The organism is uncultured Modestobacter sp., assembly GCF_947486615.1.
In the GTDB taxonomy this organism is placed as follows: Bacteria; Actinomycetota; Actinomycetes; order Mycobacteriales; family Geodermatophilaceae; genus Modestobacter.
Window position 1 is genome coordinate 133,388 of record NZ_CANKUD010000006.1, and the last position, 15,810, is coordinate 149,197.

Below are 15,810 nucleotides of genomic sequence, written 5' to 3' on the forward strand. Positions count from 1 at the left end.
GTGCATTCGGGGTTTGACGGGGCTTCATCTCGATCCGGTCACGGACTTAGGTTCGTCGTGTCCGAACGGGATGTCGTCGCCACAGAGGGTGACCCCGGACGGGCACCGCCGAACCGCCGGGCCGCCTCAGCGGCCGGGTGGACCGGGAGCCCACCGCAACGATGGAGTGGGTCTCGCGTGCTCCGCAGCGTCGGAGCGCACGCGTCGACGACGACGCGCAGACCGGGCGTCCACCCGCCCGGACCCGTGAGCTGACCGGTCGGCGGTCCCGACTGCGAAACGGAGTCCCGCCGCCCGTGGCGACGTCCCAGCACCGTGTCCGGTCCGCCTCCCTGTCGGCCCTGGCCCAGCTCCCGCATGGTCCCCGCCGCACCCGGCTCGTCGGTCGGCTCGGCACCGGGCTGCTCACCGGGCTCGTCGCCAGCCTGACCCTGGCCGTGCTGCCGGGCAGCGCCGCCGCGGCCCCGGCCACCCAGGCCGGCAGCGCGGACGAGGCGACCCGGCTGGCCGGTGAGGCCACCCACGAGCTCGAGGTCGTCACCGAGCAGCTCAACGAGGCCCAGGAGGTGCTGGCGCAGCAGCGGGCGGCCGCCACGGCCGCCGAGCAGGCCGTCGCCGCGGCCCAGGCCCAGCTCGCCACCCTGGACGCCCAGATGCGCCAGGTGGCGGTCAGCGCGTTCACCGGGGAGAACCTGTCCCGCTTCAACGCGCTCATGACCAGCGGCTCCGCTGACGAGTTCATCGTCCAGGTCACCACGTTGGACGCCATCGCCGGGCACACCAACGACGTGCTCGCCGAGGTCACGGCCGCGGCGGCCACCGCGCAGCAGGCCAAGGCCGACGCCGACGCCGCAGCCGCGACCGCCGAGCAGACCCTCGCGGACATCACCGCACGGCAGGCCGACCTCGGCGAGCAGATCTCCGAGTACAAGGCCCAGTACGAGGCGCTGAGCGTCGTCCAGCAGCAGGCCGTCGTCCAGCAGCACACCGGCCCGGTGCTGGAGGCCCCGGAGGTCGTCGTCGCCTCCAGCGACGCGGCGCAGACCGCCGTGGACACCGCGCTGGCCCAGCTGGGCGACCCCTACGTGTGGGGCGCGGGCGGCCCCGACGCCTACGACTGCTCCGGCCTGACCCAGTACGCCTACGCCGCGGCCGGGATCAGCCTGCCGCACTCCAGCCTCAGCCAGTCCCGGATGGGCACCCCGGTCTCGCGGGGCCAGCTGCAGCCCGGTGACCTGGTCTTCTTCTACAGCCCGGTCAGCCACGTCGGCATCTACATCGGCAACGGTCAGATGGTGCACGCCTCGACCTTCGGCCAGCCGGTGATCGTCTCCAGCGTGGACATGGCCGGCTACGCGAGCGCCCGCCGCCTGGTCGGCTGACCGGAGCGCCCGACCGATCCCGGACCCCCGTCCGGGACCCGGCCTGCGACACAGCAGGCCTGCCTAAGCTCGGCGGCGTGCGCCCGAGGACCCCCTTGACCCATCCGACCTGCCGCAGGTGAGCACCGCCTCCGGTGCCCCGCCGGACCCGCGCAGCACCCGCCGGCTCGCCCTGCTGGTCGCCGCTGTGCTGGGGGCGGCCCTGGTCGGGGTGATCGTGGTGGCGACGCCCTGGCAGCTGCTGCCCGTCCCGCCCGGTGGCCGCACCCCGGTCGACCCCGCCGCGGTGTTCACCGCCGACCAGATCGCCCGGGCCGAGGCGTTCGCCGCTGCCCTGCGGCCGGCCTCGCTGACCTCGCTGGTGCTGGGCCTGGCCGTCTCGGCGGTGCTGGGGCTGACCCGGGCCGGAGCCGCGGTGGCCCGGGCACTGGCCCGCCCGCTCGGCGGTGGCTGGGTCTGGCAGGTGCTGCTCGGCGCGGTCGGCATCACGGTGATCGGCCGGCTGGCCACCCTGCCGCTGTCGGTCTACGGCGAGGTGGTGCGGCACCGCTACGGCCTGTCCACCCGCGGCTGGGGGCTGTGGGCGCGCGACGTCGCCACCTCGACCGCCATCTCCGCCGGCCTGACCGCGCTGGGGCTGCTGGCGATCGTCGCCCTCGCCCGCCGGGCACCGCGCACCTGGTGGGCCTGGGCCGGCGGCGCCGCGGCCGCGCTGGTCGTGGTCGGCTCCTTCCTCTACCCGCTGGTCATCGAGCCGGCGTTCAACCAGTTCGAGTCGATGCCGGCCGGCCCGCTGCGCACCGAGCTGCTGGAACTGGCCGAGCGCAGCGGCACCCCGGTGGACGACGTGCTGGTCGCCGACGCCAGCCGGCGCACCACCGCGCTGAACGCCTACGTCTCCGGATTCGGCTCCACCCGGCGGATCGTCGTCTACGACACGCTGCTGGACCGGCTGCCCGACGAGCAGATCGAGTCCATCGCCGCTCACGAGCTGGGGCACGTCGCCAACGACGACGTCCTCACCGGCACGCTGATCGGCGCGCTGGGCGCCGGGGCCGGGACGGCGCTGCTCGGCTGGCTGCTGACCGCCACGCCGCTGCTGCGCCGGGCCGGGGCGTCCGGGCCCGGCGACGGGCAGGTCGTGGGCCTGCTCATGCTGCTGGTCGCGGTCGGCACCCTGGTCTCCACGCCGGTGCAGAACCTGGTGTCCCGGCACATCGAGGCCCGCGCCGACCTGCACGCCCTGGACCTGACCGAGGACCCGGGGTCCTTCACCGGCGTGCAGCGGTCGCTGGGCGCGGCCAACCTCAACGACCCGGACCCGCCGGCGGCCTGGCTGTGGTTCTTCGGCTCGCACCCGACCGTTCCGCAGCGGATCGCCTTCGCCGAGGACTGGGTGGCGGTGCACGGCCGGTGAACCGCACCCTCGTGGTGACCAACGACTTCCCCCCGCGACAGGGCGGCATCCAGACCTTCGTCGCGGCCCTGCTGGCGACCCGGCCGCCGGGCACGCTGGTCGTCTACGCCTCCGACCACCCGGGCGCGGCCGAGCATGACGCCGCGCTGCCCTACCCGGTGGTGCGGGCCGGGACGTCGATGCTGCTGCCCACCCCCGCGGCCACCCGGACGGCGGCCGGGCTGGCCCGCGAGCACGGCTGCGACACCGTCTTCTTCGGTGCCGCCGCACCGCTGGGCCTGATGGCCCCGGCACTGCGCCGGGCCGGGGTCGGGCGGCTGGTCGGTGCCACGCACGGCCACGAGACCGGCTGGGTGGCGCTGCCCGGTGCCCGCCAGGCGATGCAGCGGATCGCCGGCGGGCTGGACGTGGTGACCTACATCAGCGAGTACACCCGCAGCCGGCTGGCGCCGGCCCTGGCGGACCGGACCCGGCTGGTGCAGCTCTCACCCGGGGTCGACGTCGAGCAGTTCACCCCGGACGCCGACGGGTCCGCGGTGCGGGCCCGGCTCGGCCTGGGCGATGCCCCGGTGGTCGTCTGCGTCTCCCGGCTGGTGCCGCGCAAGGGGCAGGACGTGCTGGTCGAGGGCTGGTCCCAGGTGCTGGCCCGGCACCCGGGGGCGCGGTTGCTGCTGGTCGGTGGCGGCCCGCTGGAGCCGGCGCTGCGGCGGGCGGTCGCCGCCCGGGGGCTGACCGGCTCGGTCGTCCTCACCGGCGGCGTGCCCGCCGCGGAGCTGGCCGGGTACTACGCGGCCGGGGACGTGTTCGCCATGCCCTGCCGGACCCGTCGGGGCGGGCTGGACGTCGAGGGACTCGGCATGGTCTTCCTGGAGGCCGCCGCCTGTGGCCGGCCGGTGGTCGCCGGCACGTCCGGGGGTGCACCGGAGACGGTGCGCGAGGGCGTCACCGGGCACGTGGTCGACCCGCGGTCACCCGCGGAGGTCGCCCGGGTGCTGGCCGACCTGCTGGACGACCCGGCGCGCGGCCGGGCGATGGGCGCGGCCGGCCGGGCCTGGGTGGAGGAGCGCTGGTCGTGGACGACGATCGCGCAGACCTTCACCCAGGTCCTCGACGGCGCTTAGCGGCCCCGCTGCAGGGGGCCGGTGTGAGCCTGCGAGGACCGGGGGGCAGCGGGGTCCTTCGAGTAGAGCGCCTCGACCTCGTCGCCGAAGTGCTTCATCACCACGGCGCGCTTGAGCTTCAGGCTCGGGGTCAGCGTCCCGTTGTCCTCGGTGAAGTCGTCGCCGAGCACCCGGAACTTCTTGATCGCCTCGGCGTGTGACACCGCCTTGTTGGCGTCGGCGACGGCGGCGTCGAGCTCGGCGAGCAGGTCGGGGTCGTCGCGCAGCTGGGCGGCGGTGAGCGCGGCGTCCTTGCCCTGTGCCTTGAGCCAGGCCGGCAGCGCCTCGGCGTCCAGGGTGACCAGCGCGGCGATGAAGGGGCGCTGGTCGCCGACGACGATGCACTGGCTGACCAGCTTGTGGGCCCGCAGCCGGTCCTCGAGCACGGCCGGGGCGACGTTCTTGCCGCCGGCGGTCACCAGGATCTCCTTCTTCCGCCCGGTGATCCGCAGGAAGCCCTGGGCGTCGAGCTCGCCGATGTCACCGGTGTGGAACCAGCCGTCGGCGTCGATGGCCTCGGCGGTGGCCTGCTCGTTCTTCCAGTAGCCGCGCATGACGATCCCGCCGCGCAGCAGCACCTCGCCGTCCTCGGCGATGGCGGCGTCCACGCCGGGGAGCGGGCGGCCGACGGTGCCGATGCGCAGGGCGGCGTCGTGGTTGACCGCGGCGGCGGCGGTGGTCTCGGTCAGGCCGTAGCCCTCGAAGATGGTCACCCCGATGCCGCGGAAGAAGTGGCCCAGCCGCTCACCCAGCGGCGCACCGCCGGAGATCGCGCCCGAGCACCGCCCACCCAGGGCGGCGCGCAGCTTGCCGTACACCAGCCGGTCGAACAGGGCGTGCTGCAGCTTCAGGGCCAGGCCGGGGCCGCCGGTGTCCTGGGCGCGGGACCAGTCGACGGCGACCTGGGCCGCGCGGTCGAAGATCTTCCCCTTGCCGTCTCCCTCGGCCTTGGCCTTCGCGCTGTTGTAGACCTTCTCGAACACCCGGGGGACGGCGAGCACGAACGTCGGCCGGAAGCGGCCGAGGTCGCCGACCAGGTCCGCGACGTCGGCGGTGTGCCCGATGACCGTGCGGGTGTTGATCGCGCCGACCTGCAGCACCCGGGCCAGCACGTGGGCCAGCGGGATGAACAGCAGCAGCGACCCGTCGGGGTTCATGAACCGGTCGAGCAGGGTCATGCCGTTGCGGATCTCGAACAGGAAGTTGGCGTGCGTGAGCTCGCAGCCCTTGGGCCGCCCGGTGGTGCCGCTGGTGTAGATCAGCGTGGCCAGGCTCCCGGAGGTCAGCGTGGCCCGGCGGGCCGTCAGCTCGCTGTCGGGGACGTCGGCGCCGGCCGCGGTGAGGGTGTCGACCGCGCCGTCGTCCAGCACCCAGACCGGCCCGAGATCGGGGACCTCCGAGCGCACCGACTCGACGGCCGCGGCGTGCTCGGCGCCCTCGACGACGATCGCCCGCGCGCCGGAGTCGGCCAGGATCCAGGCGACCTGGTCGGCACTCGAGGTCTCGTAGACCGGGACGACGACCGCGCCGGCGGTCCAGATCGCGTAGTCCAGCACCGTCCACTCGTAGCGGGTACGGGCCATCAGGGCGACCCGGTCGCCGGCCTGCACGCCACCGGCGACCAGGCCCTTGGCAACCCCGGCGACCTCGGCGGCGAACTGGGCGTGGGTCACGTCGACCCACTCGCCCCCGCGCTGGCGGCGCAGCCCGACCTCGGTCGGGTGGTCGGCCGCGTTCCGGGTGATCATGTCGGTCAGGGCGTCATCGGGCCCCACGGTGGCAGTGGGGGGAACGCTCAGCTCGCGCACGCCGGTCCTCTCTGTCCCGCCCGGGCGGGGCACCGTCGCCCCACCACCCCGGACGTGGGGTCGCCGGTCAATCTAGTCCGGCGGTGCGATCGCCAGCACCGGATGCGTCCCCCGCCCGGGGCAGCCGGCCCGGCAGGAGGCCAGGTGGGGACGGCGGACCGACTACCCTCCGGCGCATGGCGGACCAGTCCACCCAGTCGATCGTCGTCGATGCGCCCGCGGCCCAGGTGATGGCCGTGATCGCCGACTTCCCGGCCTACCCGCAGTGGGTCGGGGCGGCCAAGCAGGTCGAGGTGCTGGAGACCGGCCCGGACGGGCGGGCCCGCCGGGTGCACTTCGTGCTCGACGCCGGGGCGGTCACCGACGACTACGTGCTGGACTACAGCTGGGACGGCGACCGGCGCGTCGACTGGACCCTGGTGCAGGGCCAGATGCAGAAGCAGCAGGACGGCTCCTACGTGCTCACCGAGTCCGGCGGCTCGACGACCGTGACCTACTCGATCACGATCGACCTGTCGATCCCGATGCTCGGGCTGATCAAGCGCAAGGCGGAGAAGGTCATCCTCGACACTGCGCTCAAGGAGCTCAAGAAGCGCGTCGAGGGCTGATGCGCACCGCCCAGGTCCTGCTCGTGACCGGTCCCGGCGGCGCGGGCAGCTCGACGGTCGCCGCGGCCACCGCCCTCCGGCTCGCCGCCGACGGCAGCCGCTGCGTGCTGCTCACCGCCCGGGCACCCTCGGTGGGGGGCCTCGCCGACGCGGTGACCGTGGACGTCGTCACCGCCCAGCCCGCGCTCGAGGCGCTGTGGGCGCGGCACGCCGACCAGGTCACCGCCGCGGCACCGCTGCTCACCCTGCCGCCGGCGACCTCCGTCGTCCCGGTGCCCGGCGTCACCGAGTTCGCCCTGCTGGCTGCGCTGGCCGGGCACGTCCGCGCCGGGGACGCCGAGGTGGTCGTGCTCGACGCCGGCCCGGCGCCGGCAGCCACCGCCCTGCTCTCGCTGCCGACCGCCCTGCGCTGGTGGCTGGGCCAGCTGGCGCCCACCCGGCTGCGGGTGCTGGCCACCCTGCGCGCGGCGGCGAGCTCCGGCCACCCGGGCCCGGCCGCGGGACTGCTCGCGGGGGCGACGGCGGTGGAGGAGCTGCTGGACGCCGCACCGCTGACCGACCCCTCGCGCACCGCCGTGCACCTGGTGCTGCGGCCGGAGCCGGCCGCGGCCGACCAGCTGCAGGAGACCGCCACGGCACTGGGCGTGCTGGGGCAGCGGGTCGCCTCGGTGACCGTGTCCCGGGTGCTGCCGGAGGGGCCGGGGGAGTGGTGGGCCCGACGGGCCGCCGTCCAGCGGGAGGCGCTGCGCGGGGTGCGCGCGCTGGTCGAGCGCGTCGGCGAGGTCGCCGAAGCCGCCGTCCCGCCGGTGTCGGTGGCCGAGCTGACGGCGCTGGACGCCGCGCTGCCGGTCACGGCCGGTGAGCCGGCGGCGGTGCCGGCACCCCGCCGGGCCGACGGCGGCTGGGCGCTCGACGTGCCGCTGCCGTTCGCCCGCCGCGGGGCGGTGGAGCTGACCCGGTGGGCCGACGACCTGGTGGTCACCGCGGCCGGCGTCCGTCGCTCGCTGCCGCTGGACCCGCTGCTGCGGCGCTGCACGGTCGCCGGTGGCGCGCTCAACGACGCCGGCACGGACCGCGCGACCCTGGAGGTCCGGTTCACCCCCGACCCCGAGCAGTGGCCGCCCGGCCTGCTGGCCGCGCACGCCGCCGGAGCCGGGGCGTGACCGCCCCGGGCGGTGACTGGGTGGAGCAGGCGCGCCGCTTCGTCGCCGGGCTGGCCGCGGACCCGGTCGCCGGCTCGCCGCTGGCCGACTGGGCCGAGCAGGCCCGCCGGCTCACCGCCGAGCACCGCATCGGTGACCGGCTGCAGGGCTTCCTCGGCATGCCGCACTCCGCGGCGCCGGCCGACGAGCGCGCCGGCACCGCCGGCGCCGCACCCGATGCCTCCGCCACCGGGACGACTGGGCACGGTGGCCCCGGGTCGGCTGCCCGGTCCCGCGCCGAACGGGCCGGCGCGCCCGAGCCCGGTCCGGCCGGGCCTGGTCCGGCCGGGCCTGGTGCCGCGGGGTCCGACGCCACTGTCGAGTGCCGGGGCTGCCCGCTCTGCGCGGGCCTGGCGGCGCTGCGCGGCCGGCGTCCGGACCTCACCGAGGCGCTGGCCGACGTCCTCACCGCGGCGGCGACTGCGCTGCGCGGTGACCCGGTCACCACCCGCACCACCTCGAACGCCCCCCGCACCACCCCGGACGGCAGCGACGCCGGCACCGATGTCCCTGCCCCCGACGTCCCCGCCGGGGACGCCCCCGCGCCACCGGAGAAGACCGTGCCCCACCCCACCCCCGCCCCCGTCCAGCGGATCGACGTCGCGTGAGCGGCGACCTGACCCTGCCTGCGGCGGTGTCGCCCGCCGACGCCGCGCTGCTGCCGGCCCTGGGCATCGACATCGGCGGCACCAAGGTCGCCGGCGGGGTGGTCGCGCCGGACGGCACGATCCTGGACACCGCCCGGCGGGCGACCCCGGGCAGGTCGGTGAGCGCCACCGAGGACGCGATCGCCGCCGTCGTCGACGAGCTCGCCGAACGGCACGGCGGTCCGCTGGTCGGGGTCGGCGTCGGAGCGGCCGGCTGGTTCGACCGGACCGGGGACACCGTGCTCTTCAGCCCGCACCTGGCCTGGCGCAACCAGGCGCTGCGCAAGGACCTCGCCGTCCGGCTGCAGCGCCCGCTCTGGGTGGGCAACGACGCCGACGCCGCGGCCTGGGCGGAGTACCGCTACGGCGCCGCCCGCGGCAGCGACCTGGTCGTGATGATCACGCTGGGCACGGGCATCGGCGGCGGGCTGGTCATCGACGGCCGGCTGCAGCGCGGGGCGCACGGCGTGGCCGGCGAGTGGGGCCACATGCGGGTGGTGCCCGACGGGCGGTTGTGCGCCTGCGGCAACCGGGGCTGCTGGGAGCAGTACGCCAGCGGCAACGCCCTCGGCCACACCGCCCGCGAGGTGGCCGACAACTCCCCGGCGGCCGCCGCCGACCTGCTCGACCGGGTCGGTGGGGACGCCGCCCGGATCACCGGCGAGGTGGTCGCGACCGCCGCGGCCGACGGTGACCCGCTGGCCGTCGAACTGCTGTGCGAGGTGGGCACCTGGCTGGGGCAGGGCATCGCCGACCTGTCCGCGATCCTCGACCCGGACGTCGTGGTCATCGGCGGCGGGGTGAGCGTGCTCGGCGAGACCGTGCTCGCCCCGGCCCGCGACCGGCTGGAGCGGGCACTGCCCGGCCGCGGCTTCCGGCCCGGCCCGCGGGTCGCCGCCGCCCAGCTCGGCGCGCAGGCCGGCCTGGTCGGCGCCGCCGACCTGGTCCGCCGTGCCGTGGTCGACGGGGACGCCTGACGGAGGGATCCCGCTGCCCCCACCGCTCGTGAGCTCGCAGCGGGGGCCGGGGTCACGGGGCGAGCTCGCGGGCCAGCTGCTCGAGGAACAGGCCGATGTCGGTGACGATGCCCATCGCCTGGGCGCTGCCGCGGTCGGCGAGCTTGGTCACCGTGGCCGGGTTGATGTCCACGCAGACCAGCGGGATCGAGGCCGGCAGGATGTTCCCGGTGGCGATGGAGTGCAGCATCGTGGCGACCATGATCGCGAAGCCGACGTCCGGCAGTTCCGCCCGCATGGCGCGCTGACCGACGACCACGTCGGTGATCACGTCAGGCAGCGGGCCGTCGTCGCGCACCGAGCCGACCAGCACGAACGGCTTGCCGGCCTGCACCATCGCGTGCATCACCCCACCGGTGAGCACCCCGGTCTCCACCGCGGCGGCGATCGAGCCGGCGGCCCGGATGGTGTTGATCGCCCGGATGTGGTGCTCGTGGCCGTGCGGCACCCCCGAGCCCTTGGCCAGGTCGACGCCGAGCGAGGTGCCGAACAGCGAGGACTCGATGTCGTGGGTGGCCAGCGCGTTGCCGGCGAACAGCACGTCGACGTAGCCGGCGCGCACCAGCCGCACCATCGCCGGCGCCGCGCCGGTGTGCACCACGGCCGGGCCGCCGACCCACAGCACCCGCTGGCCGGCCGCCTTGACCTGGCGCATCCGCTCGGCGATCTGCCGGACCAGCAGCGCCTGCGGCTTCTCACTCGACACCGAGGACGACATGAACCCGAAGTCGTCCTCATCGCCGCGCGGGGCCTGCGGCGGCAGCTCGACCCGCACGCCCGATGCACCGCAGACGACCTCGTCGCCGGCGCGCACGTCGCTCACCGGGACGGTCCGGACGGTCGGGGCCCCCGCGCCGCGGGTCACCACCAGGCCGCAGTCCATCTCCGGGCGCTGCACCCGCAGCCAGTCGCGGTCCAGCCGGACCAGGGTCTCCAGGTTGGTGGTCGAGTAGAAGTCCTCGGGGAAGACGCCGTCCGCCGGCGCCGGGCGGGTGGTCGCGGTCCCCGGGTCGACCGGGTTGGCGCCGTGCACCTGCAGCCGCATCACGATCCGGTCCAGCCGCTCGGGCTCGTCGGCCCGTACCTCCACCAGCGCCCGCGACTCGTCCTCGTGCTGCCGGCCCAGCTCCAGGCTCTCGATCCGGTAGTCGCCGCCGTACTCCAGGACGTCGTCGAGCACCCGGGCCAGGATGCCGGTGTCCATGAGGTGCCCGGTCAGCGTGACGGTGGCCGAGTGCGCGAGGGCGGGTGAGGTCACCCCGCGCACGCTAGGGGAGCCCGTCGCCCGGGAGAACCCCTCGCGGTGCCCCGCCCCGCCGGCCCCGTCGCAGGGGCCCGCCGCGAGCCTGGGAGCGGTGGGGGCGACGGGGTCCTTCTTCAGACGACGGCGCCGTCGTCGCCGTCGTCGGTCGACCGCTCGCGCATCCGGGAGACCAGCACACCGACCCCGCTGACCACGGCGGCGACCCCGAGCACCAGGCCCAGGTCGATCGAGAGCCCCAGCCTGGTCGGCGCGATGATCAGCAGCGCGCCGGCGGCGATCAGCAGCAGGGAGTACAGCGACGCCGGGGCCAGCACGGGCAGCGGCGGGGGCGGCGGGGGCTCGTAGTGCTCCTCCGGGGCGTCCAGCACCGAGGTCTCCGCCGGCGGCGGGGGCGGGTCGTCGCGCGGGGGACCGTCGGGGACGGACCGGCCGTGCTCGGCCTCGAAGGCGGCGACGATCCGGGCGAACTCCTCGTCCTCGCGCTGCTGGTCGGGCCGGAGCCGCTCCGGCTGCGGGGGAGCGGGGGCGGGCTCGTCGGTGTGCTGGGCGACCACGGTGGCGGCCTCGGTGCGCCGGGCCCGGTCCACGAACAGCCGGTCCGACGGCGGGCTGGGCAGGGAGACGCTGCGGGTGTAGGGCTCCACGTCGGTGGAGGGGTCCAGGTAGGCGGCGATCCCGGCCGCCTCGAGGACGTCGAGCAGGTGCTCACCCACCCGGGGGTCGACGTCGCGCAGCGGGTACCAGAGTGCGGCCTGCAGACCGTTGTCCCGACGGCCCCGGCCGCGACGGGGGAGGGTCACGCCGGGCTCGGGGACGAGGCGGGCACGCGCTGCCGGATCCACTCCACCGAGCGAGCGAAGATCATCGGGGCGTCGTTGTCCAGGGTCGCCACGTGGAAGCTGTCGTGCAGCAGGACCTCGGTGGTGTCCGCGCTGCCCACCTCGGCCAGCAGCAGTCGGGTGGAGGCGGGCTCGACGACGTGGTCGGTGACGCTGCGGAACACCAGCAGCGGCGCCCGCACCGCGCCGAGGTCGGCACGGACTCCCGCCCAGAGCCGGCGCAGCGCCAGGGCGGCCCGGGTGGGCAGCCGCCGGTATGCCAGCTCCACGCTGCCCGGCTTCTTCACGTCGTTCGCGACCGGCGCCCAGGCCGGGGTCAGCCGGGCCAGCAGCGGCAGCAGGGCGGCGTCCTTCCGCTCGGTCAGCAGCGAGGGGTTCACCAGCACCAGCGCGTCGACGTCGCCGGGACGGCGCTGGGCCAGCCGCAGCGCCAGCGTGCCGCCCATCGACAGCCCGGCCACCACCACCGCCGTGCAGCGCCCGCGCAGCTCGTCCAGGGCGGCGGACAGCGCGCCGTACCAGTCGTCCTCGGTGCTGGCGTTGGCGTCCTGCCAGCGGGTGCCGTGCCCGGGCAGCAGCGGGCAGCGCACGGTGAACCCGGCGGCGGCCAGGTGCTCGCCCCACGTCCGCAAGCTCTGCGGGGTGCTGGTGAACCCGTGGCACAGCAGCACCCCGACCGGGCCGTCGCCCAGCGCGAACGGCTCGGCACCGGGCAGCACCGGCGTCGGCTGCGGCATGGTCCCCTCCGGGTCGGGTCGGGTGGTGCAGGGCGGGTGGTGCGGGGGCATGGGGCGGGTGGGGCGGGACGGGCGAGGTGCGCCGGCCGATTGTCGGAGCGCCAGGCGCTTCCCTAGTCTGACAGTCGCTGAGGGAGGCGCGTTGTTCTACTGGTTCCTCAAGTACGTGGCCGTCGGGCCGATCGTCAGGCTCGTGTTCCGGCCCCGTGCGGTGGGCGCCGGGCACGTGCCCGCGACGGGTGCGGCGATCATCGCGAGCAACCATCTCTCGGCCTCCGACTGGATCTTCATGCCGCTGTCGCTGCGTCGGCGGGTCACCTTCCTGGCCAAGGCCGAGTACTTCACCGGCACCGGGCTCAAGGGCGCCGCCCAGCGGGTGTTCTTCGCCGGCAGCGGGCAGGTGCCGATCGACCGGACCAACGCCTCCGCGGCCGAGGACGCCATCCGCACCGGCATCGCGATCCTGACCCAGGGCAGGCTGCTGGGCATCTACCCCGAGGGCACCCGCTCCCCGGACGGCCGGCTCTTCCGCGGCAAGACCGGGGTGGCCCGGATGACCCTGGAGACCGGCGCCCCGGTCGTGCCGGTGGCGATGGTCTACGAGCCGCGCAGGGTCCCGCTGCCCGGCCGGCTCGGCCGGCTGCTGAGCAAGCACATGGTCCGGGTCGTCGTCCGCTTCGGGGAGCCGCTGGACTTCTCCCGGTACGCCGGGCTGTCGGGTGACCGGTTCGTCGAGCGGTCGATCACCGACGAGATCATGTACGAGATCATGGAGCTCTCCGGCCAGGAGTACGTCGACCTGTACGGCGCCAAGGTGAAGAAGTCGATGGACACCACCGGGGTCAGCGCGACGGAGGCGGTCGGCCGGCTGCAGCCACCCCCGCACGAGACCGCCGACCGGCTGCCCAGCTCGCTGGCCGGCTGACCGGGCCGGACCGCGCGAGCACGCCGCGGGCGTGGACCTGCAGCGGGCGGCGCCTACGGTGTGCCGGTGAGCGTGCGGCGGTACTTCTACGACACCGAGTTCATCGAGGACGGCACCACCATCGACCTGGTGTCGATCGGTGTGGTCGACGAGACGGGCCGGGAGTTCTACGCCGTCAGCACCGAGTTCGACCCGGACAAGGCCATCCCGTGGGTGCGCCGCAACGTGCTGGACCAGCTGCCCTCCCCGGCGGACCGGGCCTGGCGGAGCCGGCAGCGGATCCGGGAGGACCTGCTCTCCTTCCTCACCGCCCCCGGCGAGGAGATCGAGCTGTGGGCCTGGTTCGCCGCCTACGACCACGTGGCGCTGGCCCAGCTGTGGGGGGCGATGCCGGCACTGCCCCGCCCGATCCCGCGGTTCACCCGGGAGCTGCGCCAGCGCTGGGACGACGCGGGGAAGCCGCAGCTGCCGCCGAAGCCGGCCGGCACGCACGACGCGCTGGTCGACGCCCGCTACAACCTGACCCGCTGGCGGGTCATCCAGGACGCGACAGGGGCCGCCGGCAGCTGATCGCTGCCGACGGCCCCTCGGCCCCGCTGCAGGGGCCCGCGCTGAGCTTGCGAAGCGTGGGGGGCAGCGGGGTCCTTCGACTTACACGGTGAAGACGTTGATCAGCCGGGTCAGCTCACCGGAGAGCTGGTCCAGCTCCCGGGCGGCGGACCGGGCCGAGTCGACGTCGGCCGCGGTGCGGTCGGCGTCGGTGGTGACGTCGTTCATCGTCTCGGTGACCGAGCTGGCGCCGTCGGCGACGGAGCTGACGCTGCGGGAGAGCTCGTTGGTGACCGCCGTCTGCTCCTCCACCGCGCTGGCGATGGTGGTCTGGTGGTCGTTCATCTCCCGGATGACCGCGACGATCTGGCTGATCGAGCCGACCGCGGCACTGGTGTCGGCCTGGATCGACTGCACCCGCTGGTGGATCTCCTCGCTGGCCCGCGAGGACTCCTGGGCCAGCTCCTTGACCTCGGTGGCCACCACGGCGAAGCCCTTGCCGGCCTCACCGGCGCGGGCGGCCTCGATGGTGGCGTTCAGCGCGAGCAGGTTGGTCTGCTCGGCGACCGCGGAGATGACCTTGACGACGTCGCTGATCTCCCGCGAGCTGGTGCCCAGGGCCGCGATCGCGGTCTCGGTGCTGGCGGCCAGCTCGACCGCGCCCTGACCGACGTGGCTGGCGTCGCTGGCGCTGCGGGCGATCTCCCGGATCGCCGACCCCATCTGCTCGGCACCGGCCGCGGCCGAGGAGACCCCGGAGCTGATGTCCGCCGCTGCCTGGTGGGCGTGGCGGGCCTGGTCCCGGCTGCGGGACGCCCGGTCGCTGAGCCCGTCGGCCACCCGGGCGACCCCGGAGGCCGAGGTGGCCAGCGAGCCGGCGGCGGAACCGATGTCGCGGATGGTGCCGGCCACCTTGTCCACGAACCGGTTGAAGGCGTTGGCCAGCTCCCCGACCTCGTCCTTGGACGAGTCGTCGACCCGCTGGGTGAGGTCGCCCTCGCCGTCGGCGATCTCGGCCATCCGCTGGCGGAGCGCGTCCAGCGGCGCGGTGAGCCGGCGGCCCAGCCACCAGGCGAGGGTGGCGCCGGCGACCAGCACGAGCAGCGCGGCCACGACCAGCGCGGTGAACATCGAGGACCGGCCCTCGTCCAGCCCGTTGACCGGGCCGGCGAAGTCGCTGTCCTGCGCGTCGACCGCGATCACCCAGTCCCACGGGGCGTAGTAGGCCACCTGGACGGTGTGCGAACCGCTGGCGGCGTCCTGGTACTGCACGGTCGCCTGCTCGCCGTCGCCGAGCTCGAGGGCGGCGGTGACGATCTCCTGGACGTAGGCCTTCCCGTCGGCGTCGGTGGTCTCGAGGAGGTTCTCCCCGTCGGTGGCGCCGTCCGGGCTGATCAGCACCTGGCCGGCACGGTCACCGGTGGCGCCCAGCACCTGCACGGCGCCGTTCTCACCGACTGCGGTGTTCTGCACGCTCTCCCGCAGCGTCGGCATGTTCTCCTGCTTGACGCCGACGTAGAGCACGCCGATGACCTGGCCGGCCTCGTCGAGCAGCGGCTGGTAGGCGGTCACGTACCAGGAGTCGACGACGAACGCCGTGCCCCGGTAGGTCTGGCCGGCCAGCACCGCGGCGATCACCGGGCTGGGCGTGCCGTTGGCGCCGAGCGCGGGGATGTAGGTGCCGATCGCCCGGCTGCCGGTCGCACTGACCACGTTGGTGGCCACCCGCAGCATGTCGCCGGCGTCGTTCATCCGCTGGAAGATCGTCGCGGTGCCGCCGACCAGCGACTGGATCTGGTCGATGACCGGGGTCGGCGTCGCGACGTCGGAGTTCTGGCCCAGCCACTCGCCACCGACCTGGACGCGGGGAAGCGCGACCGGGGTGACCTCGCTGGTGACCTGGTTCTTGGCGTCCCAGGTGACGGTGTTGCGGGTGGCCGACCCGAGGGACAGGCCCCCGGACTGCTCGAGCACGTAGTTGGCGACCTGCAGGTCGCTGTCGACCTTGGCGGCGGTCGACTCGCCCTGGGTGGAGACGATGTCGTACACCCCGTCGGCGGTCTGCTCGACGCTGTGGTCGACCAGATCCTGGACGTCGGCCTTCGCATCGTCGGCGAACTGTCCGCTCTGCCAGGCACTTACCCCCAGCATCGCTGCCCCCGTGACGGCGACGCTGGCCACCGCCAACGCCACCACCTTCGTCCTGATGCCCCTGCGCACGTGTGCCCCCTGGCCCGCTTCCCCGGGCGGGAGAAC

14 protein-coding genes are annotated in these 15,810 nt (G+C 75.1%); 9 read left to right on the forward strand and 5 right to left on the reverse strand.

Annotated elements, in window-relative coordinates:
- The first annotated feature begins 296 nt into the window (after nucleotides 1-296).
- The 3 genes from Q1A09_RS13055 to Q1A09_RS13065 all read left to right on the forward strand — a co-directional run bounded on the left by Q1A09_RS13055 (nucleotide 297) and on the right by Q1A09_RS13065 (nucleotide 3,920).
- Entirely contained in the window at nucleotides 297-1,382 is a 1,086-nt protein-coding gene (locus Q1A09_RS13055; RefSeq protein WP_299955560.1) for a C40 family peptidase, read from the forward strand.
- Between the two features lie 118 nt (nucleotides 1,383-1,500).
- Nucleotides 1,501-2,799, forward strand: coding sequence for a M48 family metallopeptidase (locus Q1A09_RS13060; protein WP_299955562.1), 1,299 nt, complete (start codon nucleotides 1,501-1,503; stop codon nucleotides 2,797-2,799).
- Nucleotides 2,796-3,920, forward strand: coding sequence for a glycosyltransferase family 4 protein (locus tag Q1A09_RS13065; RefSeq protein WP_299955564.1), 1,125 nt, complete (start codon nucleotides 2,796-2,798; stop codon nucleotides 3,918-3,920). Before Q1A09_RS13060 ends, Q1A09_RS13065 begins: the two co-directional genes overlap by 4 nt.
- On the opposite strand, the gene Q1A09_RS13070 is transcribed toward Q1A09_RS13065, so the two are convergent.
- Nucleotides 3,917-5,767, reverse strand: a complete 1,851-nt coding sequence (locus Q1A09_RS13070; RefSeq protein ID WP_299955566.1) for a long-chain fatty acid--CoA ligase — start codon at nucleotides 5,765-5,767, stop codon at nucleotides 3,917-3,919. The two genes, Q1A09_RS13065 and Q1A09_RS13070, sit on opposite strands and share 4 nt — an antisense overlap.
- A 176-nt stretch (nucleotides 5,768-5,943) precedes the next feature.
- Between Q1A09_RS13070 and Q1A09_RS13075 the strand changes: the two genes are divergently transcribed.
- Genes Q1A09_RS13075 through Q1A09_RS13090 form a run of 4 tightly spaced genes read left to right on the forward strand, consistent with a single transcriptional unit; the run spans nucleotide 5,944 to nucleotide 9,201 of the window.
- The gene (locus tag Q1A09_RS13075) at nucleotides 5,944-6,375 is read left to right on the forward strand and encodes an SRPBCC family protein (RefSeq protein ID WP_299955568.1); all 432 of its coding nucleotides are present in this window, start codon (nucleotides 5,944-5,946) and stop codon (nucleotides 6,373-6,375) included.
- Nucleotides 6,375-7,538 (forward strand): ArsA family ATPase, encoded by a 1,164-nt coding sequence (locus Q1A09_RS13080; RefSeq protein ID WP_299955570.1) that lies wholly within the window; start codon nucleotides 6,375-6,377, stop codon nucleotides 7,536-7,538. Before Q1A09_RS13075 ends, Q1A09_RS13080 begins: the two co-directional genes overlap by 1 nt.
- A complete protein-coding gene (locus Q1A09_RS13085) occupies nucleotides 7,535-8,185 on the forward strand; it encodes a hypothetical protein (protein ID WP_299955572.1) in 651 nt (216 codons plus the stop codon). The genes Q1A09_RS13080 and Q1A09_RS13085 overlap by 4 nt, the downstream gene beginning before the upstream one ends.
- Nucleotides 8,182-9,201 (forward strand): ROK family glucokinase, encoded by a 1,020-nt coding sequence (locus tag Q1A09_RS13090; protein ID WP_299955574.1) that lies wholly within the window; start codon nucleotides 8,182-8,184, stop codon nucleotides 9,199-9,201. Before Q1A09_RS13085 ends, Q1A09_RS13090 begins: the two co-directional genes overlap by 4 nt.
- A 52-nt stretch (nucleotides 9,202-9,253) precedes the next feature.
- Here Q1A09_RS13090 and Q1A09_RS13095 read toward each other — a convergent pair whose 3' ends face one another.
- The 3 genes from Q1A09_RS13095 to Q1A09_RS13105 all read right to left on the reverse strand — a co-directional run bounded on the left by Q1A09_RS13095 (nucleotide 9,254) and on the right by Q1A09_RS13105 (nucleotide 12,080).
- Nucleotides 9,254-10,498, reverse strand: a complete 1,245-nt coding sequence (locus tag Q1A09_RS13095) for a TIGR00300 family protein (RefSeq protein ID WP_299955576.1) — start codon at nucleotides 10,496-10,498, stop codon at nucleotides 9,254-9,256.
- A gap of 119 nt (nucleotides 10,499-10,617) precedes the next feature.
- Entirely contained in the window at nucleotides 10,618-11,304 is a 687-nt protein-coding gene (locus Q1A09_RS13100; protein WP_299955578.1) for a hypothetical protein, read from the reverse strand.
- Nucleotides 11,301-12,080 (reverse strand): carboxylesterase, encoded by a 780-nt coding sequence (locus Q1A09_RS13105; protein ID WP_299955580.1) that lies wholly within the window; start codon nucleotides 12,078-12,080, stop codon nucleotides 11,301-11,303. The genes Q1A09_RS13100 and Q1A09_RS13105 overlap by 4 nt, the downstream gene beginning before the upstream one ends.
- A gap of 142 nt (nucleotides 12,081-12,222) precedes the next feature.
- Here Q1A09_RS13105 and Q1A09_RS13110 point away from each other — a divergent pair, with 142 nt between their 5' ends.
- Both Q1A09_RS13110 and Q1A09_RS13115 read left to right on the forward strand, forming a co-directional pair.
- A complete protein-coding gene (locus tag Q1A09_RS13110; RefSeq protein WP_299955582.1) occupies nucleotides 12,223-13,005 on the forward strand; it encodes a 1-acyl-sn-glycerol-3-phosphate acyltransferase in 783 nt (260 codons plus the stop codon).
- A gap of 66 nt (nucleotides 13,006-13,071) precedes the next feature.
- Nucleotides 13,072-13,575 carry a polyadenylate-specific 3'-exoribonuclease AS gene (locus Q1A09_RS13115; protein ID WP_299955584.1) on the forward strand — a complete coding sequence of 168 codons (504 nt, stop codon included), beginning with the start codon at nucleotides 13,072-13,074 and terminating at the stop codon, nucleotides 13,573-13,575.
- An 81-nt stretch (nucleotides 13,576-13,656) separates the two neighbouring features.
- On the opposite strand, the gene Q1A09_RS13120 is transcribed toward Q1A09_RS13115, so the two are convergent.
- Nucleotides 13,657-15,705: a methyl-accepting chemotaxis protein gene (locus Q1A09_RS13120; protein ID WP_299955586.1), complete on the reverse strand. Its 2,049-nt coding sequence runs from the start codon at nucleotides 15,703-15,705 to the stop codon at nucleotides 13,657-13,659.
- Between the last annotated feature and the right edge of the window lie 105 nt (nucleotides 15,706-15,810).

What these genes read in the sequence shown, in the direction of transcription:
- Q1A09_RS13075 (WP_299955568.1), top strand. Translation starts at nt 5,944, where the DNA reads ATGGCGGACCAGTCCACCCAGTCGATCGTCGTCGATGCGCCCGCGGCC.
- Q1A09_RS13080 (WP_299955570.1), top strand. Translation starts at nt 6,375, where the DNA reads ATGCGCACCGCCCAGGTCCTGCTCGTGACCGGTCCCGGCGGCGCGGGC.
- Q1A09_RS13120 (WP_299955586.1), bottom strand. Translation starts at nt 15,705, where the DNA reads ATGCTGGGGGTAAGTGCCTGGCAGAGCGGACAGTTCGCCGACGATGCG.
- Q1A09_RS13105 (WP_299955580.1), bottom strand. Translation starts at nt 12,080, where the DNA reads ATGCCGCAGCCGACGCCGGTGCTGCCCGGTGCCGAGCCGTTCGCGCTG.